Raw genomic sequence first — 19369 nt, 5'->3', positions numbered from 1 at the left:
GGGTCCTTAAGGCAGGAAGCTCTGTAGCAGGTCGTTGAGAAACAGCTGGCCTTTGGGCGTCGCCACCAGCCGGTCGGGATCGTTGGACAGCAGACCCCGAGCCTCGGCGTCGCGCCGTGGCTTGGCGATCGCATCCAGCGCCAGCCCTGTGCGTTGAGTGAACAGCACGGCCGGCACGCCGTCGGTGAGGCGCAGCACATTCATCAGGAATTCGAAGGGCAGCTCGTCCGCGGTCAGCTGCTTCTCGCCTGCGCGGAAGGCCTTGGCCGGATCGAGGTAGTCCTTCGGCAGGCGGGTCTTCCAGCTGCGCAGGATGCGGCCGTCGGCATGGCTGAGCTTGGCATGGGCACCGGCACCGATGCCGAGGAAGTCGCCGAAGGTCCAGTAGTTCAGGTTGTGCCTCGCCTGTCGGCCCGGCTGGGCATAGGCGGAGGTCTCGTACTGGCGATAGCCGTGCTCGCCGAGCAGTGCCTGGCCGGCCTCCTGAATGTCCCAGAGGATGTCGTCTTCCGGCAGCTGCGGTGGCTGGCTCCAGAACAGGGTGTTCGGTTCCAGGGTCAGCTGGTACCAGGACAGGTGCGTCGGCTGCTGGGCGATGGCGGTGCGCAGGTCGCTCAGCGCATCCTCCAGGCTCTGGTCCGGCAGGCCATGCATGAGGTCGAGGTTGAAGTTTTCGAAGCCTGCGGCACGGGCCATGTCCGCTGCGCGGATGGCTTCGCCGCCGTCGTGGATGCGCCCGAGCGCCTTGAGCTTGGCGGCCTGGAAACTCTGCACGCCGATCGACAATCGATTGATGCCGAGCTGGCGGTAATCGCGGAACTTGGCCTGCTCGAAGGTCCCGGGGTTGGCTTCCAGGGTGATCTCGATGTTGTCGGCGAACCCGACCAGATGCTCCAGGCCCTCGACGATGGCGGCCAGTGCCCGGGCGGAGAACAGGCTTGGCGTGCCGCCACCGAAGAAGATCGAGCTCAGCCGGCGGCCCTGGACGTGCTCGAGGTCGGCCCGCAGATCCGCCAGCAGCGCGGCCACATAGGCCTCTTCCGGCAGTTCAGGGCCGGCCGTGTGGGAGTTGAAGTCACAGTACGGGCACTTGCGCACGCACCAGGGGATATGGACGTACGCCGCCAGAGGCGGCAGTTCGAAGCGGCCCTGGCCGGTTGCCGGCGCGGCGCTTGCGGCGATCATATCCCCAGCCGCTGCTTGAGCAGGGCCATGGCGCGTGCGCGGTGGCTGAGCTGGTTCTTCTGCGCGGCGGGCAGCTCGGCGCTGGAGCAGTCGCACTCCGGTACCCAGAACAGCGGGTCGTAGCCGAAGCCGTGCTCGCCGCGCGGCGCATGCAAGATGCGCCCATGCCAGAGGCCTTCGCAGATGATCGGCAGCGGATCGTCGGCGTGCCGCACCAGGGCCAGCGCACAGACGAACTGCGCGCCGCGCTCGGCGTCCGGCACGTCGCGCAGCACCTGCAGCAGCTTGGCGTTGTTGGCTGCGTCGCCCTGACCATCGGCGTAGCGCGCCGAGTAGATGCCCGGTGCGCCGCCCAGGGCGTCGACCGCCAGGCCCGAGTCATCGGCCAGGGCCGGCAGGCCGGAGATCCGTGCCGCATTGCGCGCCTTGAGAATGGCGTTCTCGATGAAGGACAGGCCGGTTTCTTCCGGCTCCACGGCGCTGAACTCGGCCACCGAGCGGACGCGCACGGCGTCGCCGAGCATGGCCTGGAGTTCCTTGAGTTTGCCGGCGTTGTGACTGGCCAGCACCAGTTCGGAAAAAGGCATCATCGGTCGGGGAAGAATTCCTGGTTGAACTCGAAACTGAACGGCTGCGCGCCGGTCGGCTGCACGGTGAGGCGGAAGCGCAGGGTTTCCTGGGAGTCGAAGGGGAACTGCGCCAGGTAGTAGATCGCCTCGTCGCCTTCCTTGAGCTGCTTGAAGGTGAGCTGGCGATCCTGGCCGAGCAGGTTCTTCACCTGGCCGCTGACCTGGGCGGCGACCGGCTTGCCATCCTTGACCACCGACACGTTGACCACGCCCTGGGTCTTGCTGCGCACCAGGCCGGCGGCTGCGGCGATGTCCGGCTGCAGGAAGCCGGAATTGAAGGCGATGTAATGGATGTCGTACTCGCCGACGCTGTGCTTGCGCTCGGCCAGTGCCGGCAAGGTGAGCAGTGCGGCCAGCAGGCCGATCAGCATGCGTTTCATGGGTCTACCTCCTGCGTTGGTGGGTCAGCGGGACGGCCCGGTGACACGATAGATGCCGATTTCGCCCAGCAGATTGGGCCAGAGACGGCTCGCCCAGCCGTGCTTGTGGTCGCGGTCCACGGCCAGACGCTCGCGCACCCTGGCACCGCTTTCCTGGCACAGTCGCTCGAAATCCTCGAAGGTACAGAAGTGGATGTTCGGCGTGTTGTACCAAGTGTAGGGGAGGAACTCCGATACCGGCATGCGGCCCTTGCTCGCCAGGTACCAGCGGCAGCGCCAGTGGCCGAAGTTGGGGAAGGTGATGATGCACTCGCGGCCGACTCGCAGCATTTCCTTGAGCAGCTTGTCGGGGTAGTGCACCGCCTGCAGCGCCTGGGTCATCACCACCATGTCGAAGCTGTCGCTGGCGAAGTTGCCAAGGCCGAGGTCGAGGTTCTGTTCGATGACGTTGACGCCCTTGTCGATGCAGGCGGCGATGTTGTCCGGGTCGATCTCCAGGCCGTAGCCGCTGACCTGCTTGTGGTCGCGCAGCCAGGCGAGCAGCTCGCCGTTGCCGCAGCCGAGGTCGAGGACTCGGCTGCCGGCCGGGATCCAGTCTTGGATGATGTCCAGATCGGCGCGCATCTTCGTTCCTTATACGGCTATGCGGTTCATGTAACCGCGGAAGGCTTGCAGGTAGCGGGGGTTGGGAATCAGGAAGGCGTCGTGACCCTGCGGCGCGTCGATCTCCAGGTAGCAGACGTTCTTGCGTGCCGCGAGCAGGGCGTCGACGATTTCCCGCGAGCGTTCCGGCGAGAAGCGCCAGTCGGTGGTGAAGGACATCACGCAGAAGTCCGCCTGAGCGACCTCGAAGGTCCGGGCCAGGTCGTCATCGTTGGCCGCGGCCGGGTCGAAGTAATCCAGCGCCTTGGTCATCAGCAGATAGGTGTTGGCGTCGAAGCGCCCGGAGAATTCCTCGCCCTGGTAGCGCAGGTAGCTCTCGACCTGGAACTCGACGCTGTTGAAGTCGTAGTTGAGCTTTTCGCTCTTCAACCCGCGGCCGAACTTGGTGCCCATGGCATCATCGGACAGGTAGGTGATGTGGCCGACCATGCGTGCCAGCATCAGGCCGCGCTTGGGAATGACCCCCATTTCCTGGAAATGCCCGCCGTGGAACTCGGGATCGGAGAGGATCGCCTGGCGTGCCACTTCGTTGAAGGCGATGTTCTGCGCCGACAGCTTGGGCGCCGAGGCAATCGCCAGGCAGTGACGCACCCGCTCGGGATAGCTGATGGTCCACTGCAGGGCCTGCATGCCGCCCAGGCTGCCGCCGACCACTGCGGCCCACTGGTTGATGCCGAGCCGATCGGCCAGGCGTGCCTGGCTGTGCACCCAGTCCTCCACGGTGACGACCGGGAAGTCCGCGCCGTAGGGTTTGCCGGTGGCCGGGTTGGTGCTGCTGGGGCCGGTGGAGCCGTTGCAGCCGCCGAGGTTGTTCAGGCTGACGACAAAGAAACGATCGGTATCGATGGCCTTGCCCGGGCCGATGCAGGAATCCCACCAGCCGGGCTTGCGATCGTCCTCGTTGTGGTAGCCGGCAGCATGGTGATGGCCGGACAGGGCATGGCAGATCAGCACGGCATTGCTGCGCGCGGCGTTGAGTTCGCCGTAGGTTTCGTAGATCAGTTGGTAATCGGCCAGCGTGCGGCCGCAGGCGAGTGTCAGTGGTTCGGCAAAATGCGCGACCTGCGGACTCACCAGGCCAACGGAATCGGCGGGAATTGCAGTGGGCATCGACCCTGGCTCTTGCTTGGAGAAGGCGGCAAAGTCTAAAGGTAAGCGCGCTGCAATTCATCCTGAAATACAGCGGCGGGCGGGCGCGTTGCCATTTCGCCATCCACGATGGCGGCAAATGGCAGCGAAGCTAGCTGATCTGGACGCTGCTCAGGCTGACCACCTTGCTCTGGCGGCGAAGCGGTGCAGGGCGGCGCAGCGCGCGCAGCATCTCCGCGGCCTGCGTCAGTTGCTGTTCCAGTTCGCCGCTGTAGCGGGTCAGCAGCTGACCGCGCTGGCTGTTCTGCTGACTTTCCTTGGCCAGGCTCTTCAGGCGCAGCATGTGGGTTTCCAGCTGCTGCTTGTGCTCCAGCGAAAACTGCAGCAGCGGCGTCAGGGCATCGCCGGACCAGCGCTCGGCTTCCTGGCGCAGGCGCTGATGCAGGCCGATGACCTCCTGCACCAGGGTGGCGAAGAAGCGCCGGGTCAGCGTGCGCTGCTCGGTCAGCAGCGTCTTGAGCTGCAGGCGGAACTGGTCGGCCTTGCCCTGCAGGGCACGCAGTTCGCGCTGGTAGGGCTGCAGCTGGAACAGTGGCGGGTCGATGCCGTGCAGCGGGTTCTCTTCGCTATGCCGGCGATAGATCGCCGACACCATCTTGTTGGCCCGTTCGGCTTCCTGTTCGAGGATGCCCAGGTCCTGCTCAACCGAGCGGAAGAAATGCAGGATCGCCAGGTTGATCCCCAGCGTGGTCAGGCTGCCGGTCAGGCTGCGGCGCAGGCGGGTCAGGTGCTCTTCCAGCCGCTCCGCGCGGATCGCCGCGCGCAGCAGCTCGCCTTGGCGCTGCAGCAGGCGCTGGTTGGTCTTCAGGTCGAGCAGACGCTTGTGGTGGCGGTTGTGCTCGTGGCGCGTGCGCGCGGTGAGCTCAAGCAGCATCTGGCCGCTGCCCTGCTGGTGACTGGCGAGCAGGTCGCGTTGCTCGATGACCTTTTCCAGGCGCAACCGCAGGGCGTGCTGGCTGTTCTGGATCAGCGCCATTACCTGGAGCACCACCTGATCTTCGAGCAGGCGCTCCTTCTGCGCCAGGATGCGCTGGCTGAGCAGCTGCTCCAGCTCGGCCAGCTGACTGCGTTCAAGCAGCGCCTGGTCGCCACGGATCTTCGCCATCAGCGCCTGTTTGGCCGAAAGCGGCAGGACGTCGGCCGCATCGATGCCCAGCTGTTGCGCGGTGGTCTCGCGGATCTGCTCGATGGCGTTCTGCACGAATGCCTCGCCGGCGACATCGTCCCAGAGCACGTCGATCTTGTTCAGCACGGCGAACAGGCTGTTCTGCGTGTCTTCGTCGAGCTGGCGGATGTGTTGCTGCCAGATCTGCATGTCGCTGGCGGTGACGCCGGTGTCGGCGGACAGCAGGAAGACGATGGCCTGGGCGTTGGGCAGCATCGACAGGGTCAGTTCGGGTTCGCTGCCCAGCGCGTTCAGACCGGGCGTGTCGAGGATGCGCAGACCCTGCCGCAGCAGCGGATGGTCGAAGTTGACCATGGCGTGACGCCAGGCGGGCACCAGTACATTGTCGCCGCCGCCCACGCTCTCCAGCGTGGCGGGATCGAAGCCGAGGGCGATCGCCTGTTCCACCGGCACGGTCTTGGTTTGCGCCACCTGGGCGAAGGCCTCGGCCATGCTCTGCGGGTCACGTGGGTCCAGCGGCAGGTTCAGCCACAGTCGCGAGGTGCGCTTGAGCTGGGCGATGCTGGTGTCTTCCAGGCGCGACTCGATGGGCAGCAGGCGAATATAGGATCGTTCCGAACGCGGGTCGAAGAGCAGCTCGGTGGGGCACATGGTGGTGCGACCGGCGCGGGACGGCAGGATGCGCTGGCCATAGCTGGAGAAGAACAGGCTGTTGATCAGCTCGGTCTTGCCGCGGGAGTATTCGCCGACGAACGCCAGGGTGATGTGATCGGTGCGCAGCACCCGTAGCGCACGTTCCAGGCGCGCGTCGACGGCCTCGCTGCTCAATCGGTTGTGCGCCAGCCAGCTGCGATAGCGGGTGATCTCACGAATCAGATCGCGCTTCCAGGTGACGTAGGCGTCCACGTGTCGATCGAGTCGTTCCATGCTCATCCAGCTCCCGGTGTGATTCGGCGAATTATCGGACCCGCCGATGCGCGGTCAATTCAGTCCAGGCCTGACGCGACCGAACGGGCCTGCCGGTGGCATGGACGGTCATCGCCGGCTCGGGTCGAGTCGATGTCCTCGTTCACATCCCCGCGGTCATGCCGCGAGGCAGGATGGAAACAGCCGAGAAAATGCAGTCTACGTGCTGCCAGGCGGCAAGCCGAGGCGCTTTTCGCGTCGGCCCGCCGCTTTGACTGCAAAGCATGAACGGCGTCTCAGATAAGCATGCGCAGGATGTTCGGCATGTGGGTCATGGTGGCCAGGTTGTTCACCACCAGCATGTCCAGCAGCTTGATCGCGAGGAAGGCGAAGATCGGCGAGATATCCAGCCCGCCGAGGTTCGGCAGCAGGCGGCGGAAGGGCATCAGCACCGGCTCGCAGATCTGGCTGACCAGCTGAGCGCCCGGGTTGTGGCTGCCCGGTGCGACCCAGGAGAGGATCACGCTGATGATCAGCGCCCAGAAGAAGATGTTGAGGAACAGACCGGTGATGCCGACCAGCGCCCAGACAAGGAGCAGCAGCGGATTGCCGGTGGTGCCGTAGGCGATCAGCAGGATCAGCGCCATCAGCACCATCTGCACGATGATCGCGAGTACCAGCGAGGACAGGTCCAGCGAGCCCATGCTCGGGATGACGCGGCGCATCGGGCGTAGCAGCGGGTGAGTGGCCTTGACGATGAACTGGCTGAGCGGGTTATAGAAGTCGGCACGCACCAGCTGGAGGATGAAGCGCAGCAGCACGATCAGCAGGTAAAGGCTGCCCAGGGTCTGGATGACGAGGATCAGGGCTTGCGAGAGTTGGGACATGAATGCTCCTTATTGGCCCAGTTGTTCGGCCAGTTCGGCCGAGCGTTGTGCAGCGGCGTTCAATGCCTGCTGCACCAGCTGCTCGAAGCCGCCAGCCTGGAAGGCTTTGATCGCCGCTTCGGTGGTTCCGTTCGGCGAGGTGACGCGGCGTCGCAGTTCGGCCGCCTCGACATCGCTCTCGCAGGCCATGCGGGCTGCGCCCAGCGCGGTCTGCAGGGTCAGCTGAGCGGCGGTTTCGCGAGGCAGGCCGAGCTGCTCGCCGGCAGCGGTCATCGCCTCGATGAGCAGGAAGAAATAGGCCGGGCCACTGCCGGAAACGGCAGTCACCGCATCGATCAGGTGCTCCTCGTCGAGCCACAGCGCCATGCCGACGGCTGACAGCAGCTGTTCGGCCTGGGACTTCTGCTCGGCACTGACCTTGGCGTTGGCGAACAAGCCGCTGACGCCCTGGCGCAGCAGCGCCGGTGTGTTGGGCATGCAGCGCACGATCGCCTGCGGCCGCGGGCCGAGCCAGCGCTGCAGGCTGTCGCAGCTGATGCCGGCGGCGATGGACACGATCAGCGGCCCATGTTCGAGGTGGGCGGCCAGGTCGCGGCAGACGGCCTGCATCACCTGCGGCTTAACCGACAGCACCACCACATCGGCGTCAGCCAGTGCTTCGGCATTCTGCGCGAAGGTCTGGATGCCGTGTTCGGCGCTGATTTTCGCGCGCTGTTCGGCACCGGGGTCGCTGGCGCGGATGGCTTCAGCGGCGAGGCCCTGGGCACGCAGCCCGCCGATCAGGCTGGCGGCCATGTTGCCGGCGCCGATGAAGGCGATGCGGGGAGAGGTCATAGCGATTCCTTTATTGAGGGCGGCCGTAGTCACGGGCGCCGAAGAGAGCAGTGCCGATGCGAACCCAGGTCGCACCTTCGGCAATGGCAGCTTCCAGATCCTGACTCATGCCCATGGACAGCGTATCCAGATCAAGTGCCAGCTCGTCGCGAAGCTGCCGCAGACGGGCGAAGGCGGCGCGTTGCTCGGCCGGATCCTCGCTGGGGGCCGGGATGCACATCAGACCGCGCAGGCGCAGTCGTGGCAGCGCGGTGATCGCCCGCGCCAGCTGCTGCACCTCCTGCGGTGCACAGCCGGACTTGCTGGCCTCGCCACTGACATTCACCTGCAGGCAGATGTTCAACGGCGGCAGCGCCTCAGGGCGCTGATCGGAGAGGCGCTGGGCGATCTTCAGGCGGTCCACCGAGTGCACCCAGTCGAAGTGTTCGGCGATGGCCTTGGTCTTGTTCGACTGGATGGGGCCGATGAAATGCCAGGTCAGCGGCAGGTCGTCCAGCTCGGCCTGCTTGTCCAGCGCTTCCTGCAGATAGTTCTCGCCGAAATCGCGCAGGCCGGAGGCCAATGCGTCGCGAATGGCAGCGGCTGGCTGGGTCTTGCTGACGGCCAGCAGGCCCACCGTGGCGGGCTCACGACCCACAGCTTGCGCCGCCTCACGGATGCGTGCTCCGACCTTTGCAATATTCTTCTCTATCGTGGACATTACTTGCGCCCGCCGCCTTGGGGTCTGCGCGGCATTCTACCTGCTCGCTTGTAATTGGGGAGTCCCATGGATATCACTGAACTGCTGGCCTTCAGCGCCAAGCAGGGTGCGTCGGATTTGCACCTTTCCGCCGGCCTGCCGCCGATGATCCGCGTCGATGGTGACGTGCGGCGCATCAATCTGCCGGCCATGGACCACAAGCAAGTGCATGCGCTGATCTACGACATCATGAACGACAAGCAGCGCAAGGATTACGAGGAATTCCTCGAAACCGACTTCTCGTTCGAGGTGCCGGGTGTGGCGCGCTTCCGCGTCAATGCCTTCAACCAGAACCGCGGCGCCGGCGCCGTGTTCCGGACCATTCCGTCCAAGGTGCTGACCATGGAGGACCTCAACATGGGTGAGGTCTTCCGCAAGATCACCGACGTGCCGCGCGGGCTGGTGCTGGTCACCGGGCCTACCGGCTCGGGTAAGTCGACCACCCTGGCGGCGATGCTCGATTACCTGAACAACACCAAATACCACCACATTCTCACCATCGAAGACCCCATCGAATTCGTCCACGAGTCGAAGAAGTGCCTGGTCAACCAGCGTGAGGTGCACCGCGACACCCTGGGCTTCTCCGAGGCGCTGCGCTCGGCCTTGCGTGAAGACCCGGACATCATCCTGGTGGGCGAGATGCGCGACCTGGAAACCATTCGCCTGGCACTGACCGCCGCGGAAACCGGCCACCTCGTGTTCGGCACGCTGCACACCACCTCCGCCGCCAAGACCATCGACCGCGTGGTCGACGTGTTCCCGGCCGAAGAAAAGTCCATGGTCCGCTCGATGCTCTCCGAATCGCTGCAGGCGGTGATCTCGCAGACCCTGCTGAAGAAGATCGGTGGCGGCCGCGTCGCGGCCCACGAGATCATGATCGGCACCCCGGCGATCCGTAACCTGATCCGCGAGGACAAGGTGGCGCAGATGTACTCGGCGATCCAGACCGGCGGTTCGCTCGGCATGCAGACCCTGGACATGTGCCTCAAGGGGCTGCTGGCCAAGGGCCTGATCAGCCGCGACAGCGCGCGGGAAAAGGCCAAGCAGCCCGAGAATTTCTAAACGCCTGACAACCCCGGACGCCGCCCGGTGCGGCGCTTGCCACGATTGCGAGTACGACGATGGAATTCGAGAAACTTCTGCGCCTGATGGTCGAAAAAGGCGGCTCCGATCTGTTCATCACCGCTGGCGTGCCGCCGTCGATGAAGGTCAACGGCAAGATCATGCCGGTGAGCAAGACGCCCATGTCGCCGGAGATGACCCGGGAAACCGTGCACGGCGTGATGAACGAGCAGCAGCGCCGCGAGTTCACCGAGAACCACGAATGCAACTTCGCCATCAGTGCCCGCGGCATCGGTCGCTTCCGTGTCAGCGCGTTCTATCAGCGAAACCTGGCCGGCATGGTGCTGCGTCGCATCGAGACCAACATCCCGACCATCGAAGAGCTCAAGCTGCCGGACGTCCTGAAGAAGCTGTCGATGACCAAACGTGGTCTGGTGCTGTTCGTCGGCGCCACCGGTACCGGCAAGTCGACGTCGCTGGCCTCGATGATCGGCTACCGCAACAAGAACTCCAGCGGGCACATCATCTCCATCGAAGACCCGATCGAATTCATCCACCAGCACCAGAATTGCATCGTCACCCAGCGCGAAGTGGGCATCGACACCAGCTCCTTCGAGGTGGCCCTGAAGAACACCCTGCGCCAGGCGCCGGACGTGATCCTCATCGGCGAGATCCGTACCCGCGAAACCATGGATTACGCGGTCGCCTTCGCCGAAACCGGCCACCTGTGCCTGGCCACGCTGCACGCCAACAACGCCAACCAGGCGCTGGACCGCATCATCAACTTCTTCCCGCCGGACCGGCACAACCAGGTCTGGATGGACCTGTCGCTCAACCTCAAGGCCATCGTCGCCCAGCAGCTGGTTCCGACCCCGGACGGCAAGGGTCGTCGTGCGGTCATCGAGGTGCTGATCAATACGCCGCTGGCGGCCGACCTGATCCGCAAGGGCGAGGTGCACGAGCTGAAATCGCTGATGAAGCGCTCCACCGAGCTGGGTATGCAGACCTTCGACCAGGCGCTGTACAACCTCTACGTGCAGGGGGAGATCACCTACGAAGATGCCCTGCTGCATGCTGACTCGGCCAACGACCTGCGACTGCTGATCAAGCTGGGTTCGGAAACCGACGGTGAGCACCTGACCAGCGTATCCCAGGGCCTGAGCCTGGAGGTCAGCAACGAGGACCCGGGCCGGCGCTTCCGTTAAGCGTCCGCGTCCGGTTGCCGGCCGATGCGCTTGCCCTGCCGGGCGGCAACGCGCTCGGCCTGGCCATCACGCTGCGCACCGGCGCGTGCGCGACTCATCAGTTGCGGAATCAGCATGCCTTCGGGCAGGTTCTTCCAGAACCGTACCGGCAGGTTGCTTTGCAGCACGCTGCGGTTCAATCGGGCCGGATTGAAGGTGCTCTCGTAATAGGCCTTCCATAGTTCGCCGCCGGGGTCGGCAGCGCTCTGCGCCAGGCGCTGCCATTGTGGCGGGCAGGGGCGGACGTGATGAAGGGTCTGACCGTTCCAGCAGACACCATCGTCCGGTGTCGCGATCAGCCAGCTGTTCTCGCCCATGCGCTCGGCGAAATGGTGTGCGGCCCATGGCAGCACGTCGTGCGCCGGTTCGAACCAGGCTACATGCCGCGGGCCGTCGCCATCTTCCAGCGGGCTGAAGCGCAGGAAGGCATGCAGATGGTGCGCCTCGCGGCGAACCGCCTTGATTCGGGCATACAGCTCGCTGCCATCGACATCGCCCGCCATTCGGGCGCTGGCGTCGCCCTGTATGACCCGCCAGAGCACGTGATACAGCAGGCTCCAGCGATGCTCGGTGCGAAAGCGTGCGGCCATCTCCAACTCATCGAGGAGCTGCCGAGGTACGCGGATGCGCGGCCCGTCAGTGGCTGCTGGCGCGGACATCGGCTCATCGAACAAGCCGACGTCCCCGCCGCTTGCCCAGTTCACCTCATGCGGTGCGATCTGCTCCTGCAGCAGCACCCGCGCCGCGTCTCGCCAGCCCTGGAAGCTTCCGTCGAAGCGCACCGTGCGCATCACCAGAGCGCCATCTGCGTTGGCGAGCCGTCGCGCAGGTGCTGCCGCAACGCCGCCGATTCCTGCCCGGCGAGGCTGGGGCGGTAGTCATGGGTGACGATGAACGGCTTGGCCTTTTCCAGCGAGCAGCGCAGGCGGGTCAGGTCCTCGAAGCGGATGCGCTTGTGCCGTCGCAAGTCCACCAGTCGCTTGGCGCTGAGCACGCCGATACCGGGAACGCGGGCAATCATGGTCGGTTCGGCACGGTTGAGGTCGATCGGGAAATGTTCCCGGTTGGCCAGCGCCCAGGCCAGTTTCGGGTCTACGTCCAGGGCAAGGTTACCGGGGCCGCTGAGCAGTTCGCCGGCCGAGAAACCATAGCCGCGCATGAGAAAATCCGCCTGGTACAGCCGATGCTCGCGCAACAGTGGCGGTGCGGCGAACGGCACACTTTTCGGGCTGTGCGGAATGGGGCTGAACGCGGAGTAGTAGACCCGCCGCAGGCGATAGTCGCCGTAAAGGGACTGCGCGGTATGCAGGATGGTGCGGTCGTCGGTGTCATCGGCGCCAACGATCATCTGCGTGCTCTGCCCGGCAGGAGCGAAACGCGGTGCACGCTTCTCCGCGCTGGCCTCGGCCTCGCCCTGATGAATGGTGTGCATGGCCTGCTTGATGGTCAGCACCTGTTTTTCCGGGGCCAGGCGAATCAGGCTGCTCTCGGTCGGCAGCTCGATGTTCACGCTGAGCCGGTCGGCATGGCGCCCGGCTTCGGCGATCAGCAGCGGGTCGGCATCGGGAATCGTCTTGAGGTGGATGTAGCCGCGAAATTCATGCTCTTCGCGCAGCAGCCTGGCGACCCGCACCAGCTGCTCCATAGTGTAGTCGGCCGAGCGGATGATGCCGGAACTGAGGAAGAGCCCGCTGATGCAATTGCGGCGATAGAAGTCCAGCGTCAGCTCGACTACCTCCTCCGGCGTGAAGCGCGCGCGGGGTACGTCGCTGGAGCGCCGATTGACGCAGTACTGGCAGTCGTACAGGCAGAAATTGGTGAGCAGGATCTTCAGCAGCGCCACGCAGCGACCATCCGGGGTAAAGCTGTGGCAGATGCCCATGCCATCGGTGGCGCCGAGCCCGCTCTTGCCTTTGGACGAGCGCTTCGGCGCGCCACTGCTGGCACACGAAACGTCGTACTTGGCAGCGTCGGCGAGCACGCTGAGTTTGTCGATCAGTTGCATGACGGGAATCATGAGTACTGTTTGCATATACAGTATCACGGCAGGCGACGGCTTCGGTGGCCGTCTGGCGGCGCTGGCTGAGCGAATTATCGGATAAGCTGTTCGTCATTCACTCAACCGCCTATCGAGGTTCGGATGCGGCAGAACACTCACAGCACGCTGATCGGTTATCTCCTGTGGATATTCGGCTTTCTCGGCTCCCACCGCTTCTACTACGGCAAGCCGATCACCGGCACCATCTGGTTCTTCACCCTCGGCCTGTTCTTCATCGGCTGGATCATCGACCTGTTCCTGATCCCCTCGATGGATCGCGAAGCGGACCTGCGCTTCCAGCCGGGACCTATCGATTACACGGTGGGCTGGATCCTGCTGACCTTTCTCGGCGTCTTCGGCGTGCACCGCATGTATCAGGGCAAGTGGATCACCGGCATCCTCTACCTGTTCACCGGCGGGCTGTTCTTCATCGGCGTGCTCTACGACTTCTGGACGCTGAACACACAGATATCCGAGCGCAATCGCGCGCGGGTCTGAGCGCGGCCGAGAAGCCTTGGGCCGGAGCGGGCGAGCAGCCGCCCCGGCCGTCTGCGCTCAGGCCTGGTAGCTGATGTGGCCGTCGACGAGCGTGTAGCGCACCGAACCCGGCAGGCAATGGCCCATGAACGGACAGTTGCGCCCTTTCGAGTACCAGCTTTCGCCAACCAGGGTCGAGCTGTGCGGGTCGAACAGCACCAGGTCGGCGGGCTGGCCGGCCTGCAGTCTGCCGGCGGACAGTTGCAGCGCGGCGGCCGGGCCGCTGGTGAGGCGCGCCAGCAGGGTCGGCAGGTCGAGCAAGCCGTCGTCCACCAGCGTCATCGCCAGTGGCAGAAGAATCTCCGCGCTGCTGATCCCCGGCTCGGTTTCACCGAACGGCGCCAGCTTGGCGTCGGCTTCGTGCGGTTGATGGTGGCTCGAAATCGTCGAGATCACGCCCGCCTTGACCGCCTCGCGCAAGCCGTCACGATCGGCCGTGCCGCGCAGTGGCGGCTGCACGTGATAGAGGCTGGAGAAGCCGTGCAGCGCCTCGTCGGTGAGGATCAGCTGATACATGGCCACGTCGGCGGTTACCGGCAAGCCGCGCGCCTGGGCCTGGGCGATCATCTCCGCACCGCGGGCGCTGGTCAGCTGAGCGAAGTGCGCGCGCACGCCGGAGCGCTCCACCAGCAGGAGGTTGCGCGCCAGGGCCACGGTTTCCGCGGTATCCGGAATGCCGGACAGGCCCAGGAAGCTGGCGGCGGCACCCTCATGGGCGAGGCCGCCTTCGGCCAGGTCGCTGTCCTGGGAATGAAAGATCACCGTCAGGTCGAAGGTGGCGGCGTATTCCAGGGCGCGGCGCAGGTTGCGGTTGCTGGCGAACTCGGTGAGCCCATTGCCGAAAGCGACGCAGCCGGCCTCGCGCAAGGCGACCAGCTCGGACAGCTGTTCTCCGGCCAGGTTACGGGTCAGCGCACCGATCGGGAAGACCTTGGCATGGCCGGATTCGCGGGCGCGGTCGAGGATCAGCTCGGCCACCGCGGCGGTGTCCAGCACCGGACGCGTCTGCGGTGGGCAGCACAGACTGGTGATGCCGCCGGCTGCCGCAGCCAGGGTTTCACTGGCGATCGTGCCCTTGCGGCTGTAGCCCGGCTCGCGCAGGGCGACCGAGAGATCGACGAGCCCGGGTGCGGCGATCAGGCCTTGCGCATCGATTGTCTGCTGAGCCTCGAAGCCGGCAGGAGCCTGGCCAATGGCCGTGATCCTGCCATCCTGCAGGAAGATATCGGCGACTTCGTCGCGCCCGCTGTTGGGGTCGATAACGCGCGCGCCGAGGATTCTTGTTGCCACCATCACTGCTGCTCCTCGGATACGGATTCGGAATCGATCTGGCGCTGCGCGGTCTGGCCGCTCATCGCCATGGACAGCACGGCCATGCGGATGGCGATGCCGTAGGTGACCTGGTTGAGAATGACCGACTGCGGGCCGTCGGCCACCGCGGACTCGATCTCCACGCCGCGGTTGATCGGGCCCGGGTGCATGACGATGGCGTCCGGCCTGGCCAGCGCCAGGCGCTGGGTGGTCAGGCCGTAGAGCTTGTAGAACTCGCCTTCGCTGGGCAGCAGACCGCCCTGCATGCGTTCGCGCTGCAGGCGCAACATGATCACCACGTCGACGTCGCGCAGGCCTTCGTTCATGTCGGTGAATACGCGCACGCCGTACTGTTCGATGCCTTCCGGCAGCAGCGTTTTCGGCGCGATCACACGGATGTCAGGGCAGCCCAGGGTACGCAGGGCCAGCATGTTCGAGCGCGCCACCCGCGAGTGCAGGATATCGCCGACGATGGCCACCGACAGATTGTCGAAGCTGCCCTTGTGCCGGCGGATGGTGAGCATGTCGAGCATGCCCTGGGTCGGGTGCGCATGGCGACCGTCGCCACCGTTGATCACCGCCACGTCCGGGCTAACGTGCTCGGCGATGAAATGCGCGGCTCCGGAGTCCGCGTGGCGCACCACGAACATGTCCGCCGCCATGGCTTCCAGGTTGCGCAGGGTGTCGGTGAGGGTCTCGCCCTTGCTGGTGGAGGAGGTCGAGACGTTGAGCGTGATGACGTCGGCCGACAAGCGCTTGGCCGCCAGTTCGAAGGTGGTACGGGTGCGGGTGGAGTTCTCGAAGAAGACGTTGCAGACGGTCTTGCCGCGTAGCAGCGGAACCTTCTTCACCGCACGCGCGCCAACCTCGAGGAAGGAGTCGGCGGTGTCCAGAATCTCGGTGAGCAGCTCGCGGGGCAGGCCGTCGAGGGAGAGAAAATGGCGCAGCTGGCCTTGGTCGTTCAGCTGTAGCGGGCGCTTGGCGTCAGTGGGCGTCATCGCAGGATCTCGGTGGGCAGCGGGAGATAGGCGTTAGATGGAGGGTGCCGGCGTCAGGACTGGCTGGCTTCCAGTCGCTGCGGCTCGAGCGCCAGCGGCGCCGGACCAAGCAGCTTGATGCGCTGATCCGGCGCCAGCGACAGCGTCGCCCCGACCACGTCAGGCCGGATCGGCAGTTCGCGGGCGTTGAGGTCGAGCAGGCAGACGAGGGTCACGCTGGCAGGCCGGCCGTAGTCGAACAGCTCGTTGAGCGCGGCGCGGATGGTACGGCCGGTCATCAGTACGTCGTCGATCAGCACCAGGTGCTGGCCCTCGATCTCGAATGGCAGCTCCGAAGGCTGCACCTGCGGATGCAAGCCCTTCTGGGTGAAGTCGTCGCGATAGAAGGACACGTCGAGCACGCCGAGCGGTTCGCTCTGTCCGCGTGCATCGAGCAGCGCCTGGGCGACCCAGACTCCGCCTGTACGAATGCCGATGAAGCGCGGCTCGCGGATGTCGCGCTCGTTCAGGTAGCGCTCCAGTGCGTCGGTCATCTCGGGCAGCAGCTGTTCGGGATTTGGCAGGATCATGGGGTCTCCTTTCGGGATCAGGCGCCGGCGTGATCGTTCAGCCAGCCTTCCAGTAACAGGGCGGCGGCCAGGGCATCGACCGGCCGTTCGCGATAGCCTCCGTGCTGGCCCTGGCGCAGCCGCTCGCCTTTGGCCTCGAAGGTGGTCAGGCGTTCGTCGTGGGTGTGCACCGGCAGGTTGAAGCGGCCGTTGAGGCGGCGCGCGAATTTCTCTGCGCGAGCGCTCATCTCGCTCGGACTGCCGTCCATGTTCAGCGGCAGGCCGACCACCAGCGCGTCGGGCTGCCATTCGCGCAACAGCGCCTCGATCTGCTGCCAATCGGGTACGCCGTTCTGCGCCTTGAGCACGCACAGCTCGCGGGCCTGGCCGGTCACGACCTGGCCGACGGCGACGCCGATCTGCTTGGTGCCATAGTCGAAGCCGAGCAGCAGCCGCGGCGTGCTCATGCGTGGCCGACCTGGGTGCTGAGCAGGCGCAGGTCGACGCCCAGCGAGGCGGCGGCTGCCTGCAGGCGCTGATCGTGGGGGAGGTCAAATAGGATCTGTGGGTCGGCCGGACAGCTCAGCCAGGTATTGTCGGCCAGCTCCGCTTCCAGCTGGCCGGCTTCCCAGCCGGCGTAGCCCAGCGCCACGAAATGCCGCTGCGGGCCTTGACCGTCGGCAATGGCGAACAGCACATCCTGGGACGTGCTCATGCCGAGCGGGCCGAGCATCAAGGTCGCCTGAAACTGCTGCTCGGCCGAATGCAGGACGAAGCCGCGGTCGGTCTGCACCGGGCCGCCTGCGAAGATAGGCAGGCTCTGACAAAGTGCCGGAATCGGTTCGTCCGGGCGCAGCTGCTCGAGCACATCGGCCAGGCTCAGGCCACTTGGACGGTTGACGATAAGCCCCATGGCGCCTTCCGGGCCGTGCTCGATCAGGTAGATCAGCGTCTGGGCAAAGTTCGGATCGGCCATCTGCGGCATGGCGATCAGAAAGTGATGCTTGAGGTAGCTGGGCGCGGTGCTTTTCATGCGCGTTAGCTTAAGCGTTGCACCGCATTCCGGCTACAGCTGCGACCGTTGGTCCCGCGTGCGTCTCAGCGGCTGGACAGCCGGTCACCGCGTTCGAAGCGCCAGGTGCGGATGATCTCGACCTGATCGTACTTCTGCGCCAGTTCGCCGGTGAAGGGGGCGAACGGCGCGGCCAGGCGAACGATGCGGAGTGCGGCATCATCGAGCACCGGCTGGCCGGACGACTCGATCACGCGCAGTTCCTGCACGGTGCCGTCGCGGTTGATGGTGACGAGCATGCGCAGGCTGCCGTAGATCTGCTGGCGGCGGGCTTCGTCGGGGTAGTTGAGGTTGCCGATGCGCTCGACTTTCTTGCGCCATTCGTCGCGATACCAGGCGCTGATGTCACGCATCGTGGCCGCGCTGTTCTGTCGGCTGACCCGCGGTCGTTTGGCGTAGCGCTCGACGTCCTTCGCCAGTTCGGCCTCAAGGCTGGCGATCTCGGCGCTCAGCTGCGAACTGTCGAATGCCGGGGCGGACTGCGGCTCGGGCTGTGGTTGCGTCTGCTGCTTGACCTCTGCCTTCTGCTGCTGCGGGCTGCGCGTGGTGACGACCGTCTTGGCCGGCTCAGGCCGGGTGCTGGGCGGGGGTGCGGCGGGCGGAGTGACTTTGCGGACTTCGGTGTCCTGAAAGGGTGCCTGCTCGGTGGTCTTCGGCGACGCCTTGTGCTCCAGCGTACCGCTGCCCTGCTGGTTGTCCTGAGCAAGGAAATCCGCGTCCTTGGGCTTTTCCTCGCTCTTGAACGTCGAGAGGGTGATTTCCAGCGTCTTGCTGATCTGCTTCGGTTCGGACAGCGTGAAGCCCAGGCCGAGGATCAGGGCCAGGTGCAGTGCGGCAGCCAGGAAAAGCGTGAAGCCGAGCCGGTCCGCGGGGCGGACTCGGGTCGTTTCAGGCGCAGGATGGCGGATAGCGGCGTTCATCGCGTGTCGGGTCGGCTCGAAGTGCCGCGCAGTCTGCCGGCTTTGAGCTCGCCGTCGCAAGCTCCGAACTCAAAGCTGTTAGCTGGTTCAAGCTTGCAGCTTGGCCGCGATCGCGTCCATGAGGCGTTCGCCGATACGGGTATCGAAGGCATTGTCGATTTCGCGGATGCAGGTCGGGCTGGTGATGTTGATCTCGGTGAGGTAATCGCCGATGACATCCAGGCCGACGAACAGCAGGCCACGTTCACGCAGCTGCGGCCCAACGATAGCCGCGATCTCGCGGTCGCGATCGGACAGCGGTTGCGCCACGCCGCGGCCGCCGGCGGCCAGGTTGCCGCGTGTCTCGCCAGCCGCGGGAATCCGCGCCAGGCAGTAGGGGATCGGCTCGCCATCGATCATCAGGATGCGCTTGTCGCCATCCTTGATCGCCGGAATGTAGCGCTGCGCCATGATCTGCCGGCTGCCATGCTCGGTCAGCATTTCGAGGATCACGGACAGGTTGGGGTCGCCCTCGCGATGACGGAAGATCGAGGCGCCGCCCATTTCGTCCAGGGGTTTGAGAATGATGTCACGGTGCTCGTTGGCAAACTCGCGGAGAATGTCGGAGCGTCGGCTGACCAAGGTCGGCGGTGTGCACTGCGGAAACTGAGTGGCGAAGAACTTCTCGTTGCAGTCGCGCAGGCTCTGTGGACGGTTGACCACTAGCGTTCCCGCCTTTTCCGCCAGTTCCAGCAGATAGGTTGCGTAGACGTACTCGCTGTTGAATGGCGGATCCTTGCGCATGAGGATCACATCGAGGTCGGCAAGGGCCATGTCGACCTCCTCGCCTGTCTCGAACCAGTGCTGCGGGTCGTCGAAGACCTGCAGCGAGCGCATGCGTGCGCGGGCCTGGTTGCCGAGCTGATAAAGGTCTCGCTGCTCCATATAGAAGAGTGTCCAGCTTCGCGCCTGGGCGGCCAGCAGCATGGCAAGCGAGCTGTCCTTCTTGAAGGCGATCTGCGCGATAGGGTCCATGATGATCCCGACGCGAACGGTCATGAGAGTTTCTCCAGCTATGGGCGGCAACGTGCCGCCGGTGGCGCAAAAGGTCGCTGCAGATTGGCCGTGGTTGTGCACTGGGTCAAGGAAAATCCGGATGCTT

Annotated in this window: 21 protein-coding genes; 3 read left to right on the top strand and 18 right to left on the bottom strand. The window is 65.2% G+C overall.

Going from position 1 to position 19369, the window contains the following annotated elements; all coding sequences use genetic code 11:
- Positions 1–6: 6 nt before the first annotated feature.
- The 9 genes from hemW to VF716_RS07710 form a co-directional block, all read right to left on the bottom strand.
- Entirely contained in the window at positions 7–1185 is a 1179-nt protein-coding gene (hemW, locus tag VF716_RS07750; protein WP_125842301.1) for a radical SAM family heme chaperone HemW, read from the bottom strand.
- The gene (gene rdgB / locus VF716_RS07745) at positions 1182–1775 is read right to left on the bottom strand and encodes an RdgB/HAM1 family non-canonical purine NTP pyrophosphatase (protein ID WP_181090239.1); all 594 of its coding nucleotides are present in this window, start codon (positions 1773–1775) and stop codon (positions 1182–1184) included. The genes hemW and rdgB overlap by 4 nt, the downstream gene beginning before the upstream one ends.
- A complete protein-coding gene (locus VF716_RS07740; RefSeq protein WP_013984330.1) occupies positions 1772–2194 on the bottom strand; it encodes a DUF4426 domain-containing protein in 423 nt (140 codons plus the stop codon). Before VF716_RS07740 ends, rdgB begins: the two co-directional genes overlap by 4 nt.
- Before the next feature lie 24 nt (positions 2195–2218).
- Positions 2219–2818, bottom strand: a complete 600-nt coding sequence (gene metW, locus VF716_RS07735) for a methionine biosynthesis protein MetW (RefSeq protein ID WP_011914976.1) — start codon at positions 2816–2818, stop codon at positions 2219–2221.
- Between the two features lie 9 nt (positions 2819–2827).
- Positions 2828–3967, bottom strand: coding sequence for a homoserine O-succinyltransferase MetX (metX, locus tag VF716_RS07730; RefSeq protein WP_186416203.1), 1140 nt, complete (start codon positions 3965–3967; stop codon positions 2828–2830).
- A gap of 130 nt (positions 3968–4097) precedes the next feature.
- A complete protein-coding gene (locus VF716_RS07725; RefSeq protein ID WP_125872070.1) occupies positions 4098–6065 on the bottom strand; it encodes a dynamin-like GTPase family protein in 1968 nt (655 codons plus the stop codon).
- Between the two features lie 269 nt (positions 6066–6334).
- Positions 6335–6925, bottom strand: a complete 591-nt coding sequence (locus VF716_RS07720; RefSeq protein WP_014598006.1) for a YggT family protein — start codon at positions 6923–6925, stop codon at positions 6335–6337.
- Positions 6926–6934: 9 nt separating this feature from the next.
- Complete coding sequence (gene proC, locus VF716_RS07715; protein ID WP_013984325.1) at positions 6935–7759, bottom strand: pyrroline-5-carboxylate reductase; 825 nt, start codon at positions 7757–7759, stop codon at positions 6935–6937.
- Positions 7760–7769: 10 nt separating this feature from the next.
- Positions 7770–8459, bottom strand: a complete 690-nt coding sequence (locus VF716_RS07710) for a YggS family pyridoxal phosphate-dependent enzyme (RefSeq protein ID WP_440552421.1) — start codon at positions 8457–8459, stop codon at positions 7770–7772.
- Positions 8460–8525: 66 nt separating this feature from the next.
- Between VF716_RS07710 and pilT the strand changes: the two genes are divergently transcribed.
- On the top strand, positions 8526–9560 hold the full coding sequence (gene pilT / locus VF716_RS07705) for a type IV pilus twitching motility protein PilT (RefSeq protein WP_011914970.1): 1035 nt from the start codon (positions 8526–8528) through the stop codon (positions 9558–9560).
- A 59-nt stretch (positions 9561–9619) separates the two neighbouring features.
- Positions 9620–10765 (top strand): PilT/PilU family type 4a pilus ATPase, encoded by a 1146-nt coding sequence (locus tag VF716_RS07700; protein ID WP_440552419.1) that lies wholly within the window; start codon positions 9620–9622, stop codon positions 10763–10765.
- Here VF716_RS07700 and VF716_RS07695 read toward each other — a convergent pair.
- Together VF716_RS07695 and VF716_RS07690 are read right to left on the bottom strand one after the other, a co-directional pair.
- Positions 10762–11595: a TIGR03915 family putative DNA repair protein gene (locus VF716_RS07695; RefSeq protein WP_440552417.1), complete on the bottom strand. Its 834-nt coding sequence runs from the start codon at positions 11593–11595 to the stop codon at positions 10762–10764. The two genes, VF716_RS07700 and VF716_RS07695, sit on opposite strands and share 4 nt — an antisense overlap.
- Positions 11595–12809 (bottom strand): putative DNA modification/repair radical SAM protein, encoded by a 1215-nt coding sequence (locus tag VF716_RS07690; protein WP_013984321.1) that lies wholly within the window; start codon positions 12807–12809, stop codon positions 11595–11597. The genes VF716_RS07695 and VF716_RS07690 overlap by 1 nt, the downstream gene beginning before the upstream one ends.
- A 135-nt stretch (positions 12810–12944) precedes the next feature.
- On the opposite strand from VF716_RS07690, the gene VF716_RS07685 reads away from it, so the two are divergent.
- Positions 12945–13340, top strand: coding sequence for an NINE protein (locus VF716_RS07685; protein ID WP_011914966.1), 396 nt, complete (start codon positions 12945–12947; stop codon positions 13338–13340).
- 57 nt (positions 13341–13397) lie between these two features.
- Here VF716_RS07685 and VF716_RS07680 read toward each other — a convergent pair whose 3' ends face one another.
- The 7 genes from VF716_RS07680 to gshB form a co-directional block, all read right to left on the bottom strand.
- The gene (locus tag VF716_RS07680) at positions 13398–14672 is read right to left on the bottom strand and encodes a dihydroorotase (protein ID WP_045159850.1); all 1275 of its coding nucleotides are present in this window, start codon (positions 14670–14672) and stop codon (positions 13398–13400) included.
- On the bottom strand, positions 14672–15688 hold the full coding sequence (locus VF716_RS07675; RefSeq protein ID WP_011914964.1) for an aspartate carbamoyltransferase catalytic subunit: 1017 nt from the start codon (positions 15686–15688) through the stop codon (positions 14672–14674). Before VF716_RS07675 ends, VF716_RS07680 begins: the two co-directional genes overlap by 1 nt.
- A 53-nt stretch (positions 15689–15741) precedes the next feature.
- The gene (pyrR, locus tag VF716_RS07670) at positions 15742–16257 is read right to left on the bottom strand and encodes a bifunctional pyr operon transcriptional regulator/uracil phosphoribosyltransferase PyrR (RefSeq protein WP_125855920.1); all 516 of its coding nucleotides are present in this window, start codon (positions 16255–16257) and stop codon (positions 15742–15744) included.
- A 17-nt stretch (positions 16258–16274) separates the two neighbouring features.
- Positions 16275–16703, bottom strand: coding sequence for a Holliday junction resolvase RuvX (gene ruvX / locus VF716_RS07665; RefSeq protein WP_011914962.1), 429 nt, complete (start codon positions 16701–16703; stop codon positions 16275–16277).
- Positions 16700–17269, bottom strand: a complete 570-nt coding sequence (locus tag VF716_RS07660) for a YqgE/AlgH family protein (protein WP_011914961.1) — start codon at positions 17267–17269, stop codon at positions 16700–16702. Before VF716_RS07660 ends, ruvX begins: the two co-directional genes overlap by 4 nt.
- Before the next feature lie 65 nt (positions 17270–17334).
- Positions 17335–18228, bottom strand: a complete 894-nt coding sequence (locus VF716_RS07655; RefSeq protein ID WP_019405529.1) for an energy transducer TonB — start codon at positions 18226–18228, stop codon at positions 17335–17337.
- Between the two features lie 87 nt (positions 18229–18315).
- Positions 18316–19266, bottom strand: a complete 951-nt coding sequence (gene gshB / locus VF716_RS07650) for a glutathione synthase (protein WP_125460073.1) — start codon at positions 19264–19266, stop codon at positions 18316–18318.
- Positions 19267–19369 lie beyond the last annotated feature (103 nt).

The sequence above is a fragment of the Stutzerimonas sp. Brlt_14 genome (genome assembly GCF_051948915.1).
Classification (GTDB): Bacteria; Pseudomonadota; Gammaproteobacteria; order Pseudomonadales; family Pseudomonadaceae; genus Stutzerimonas; species Stutzerimonas stutzeri.
Note: the sequence above shows the minus strand (reverse complement) of the source record. Positions and strands in the feature narration are given on the sequence as shown.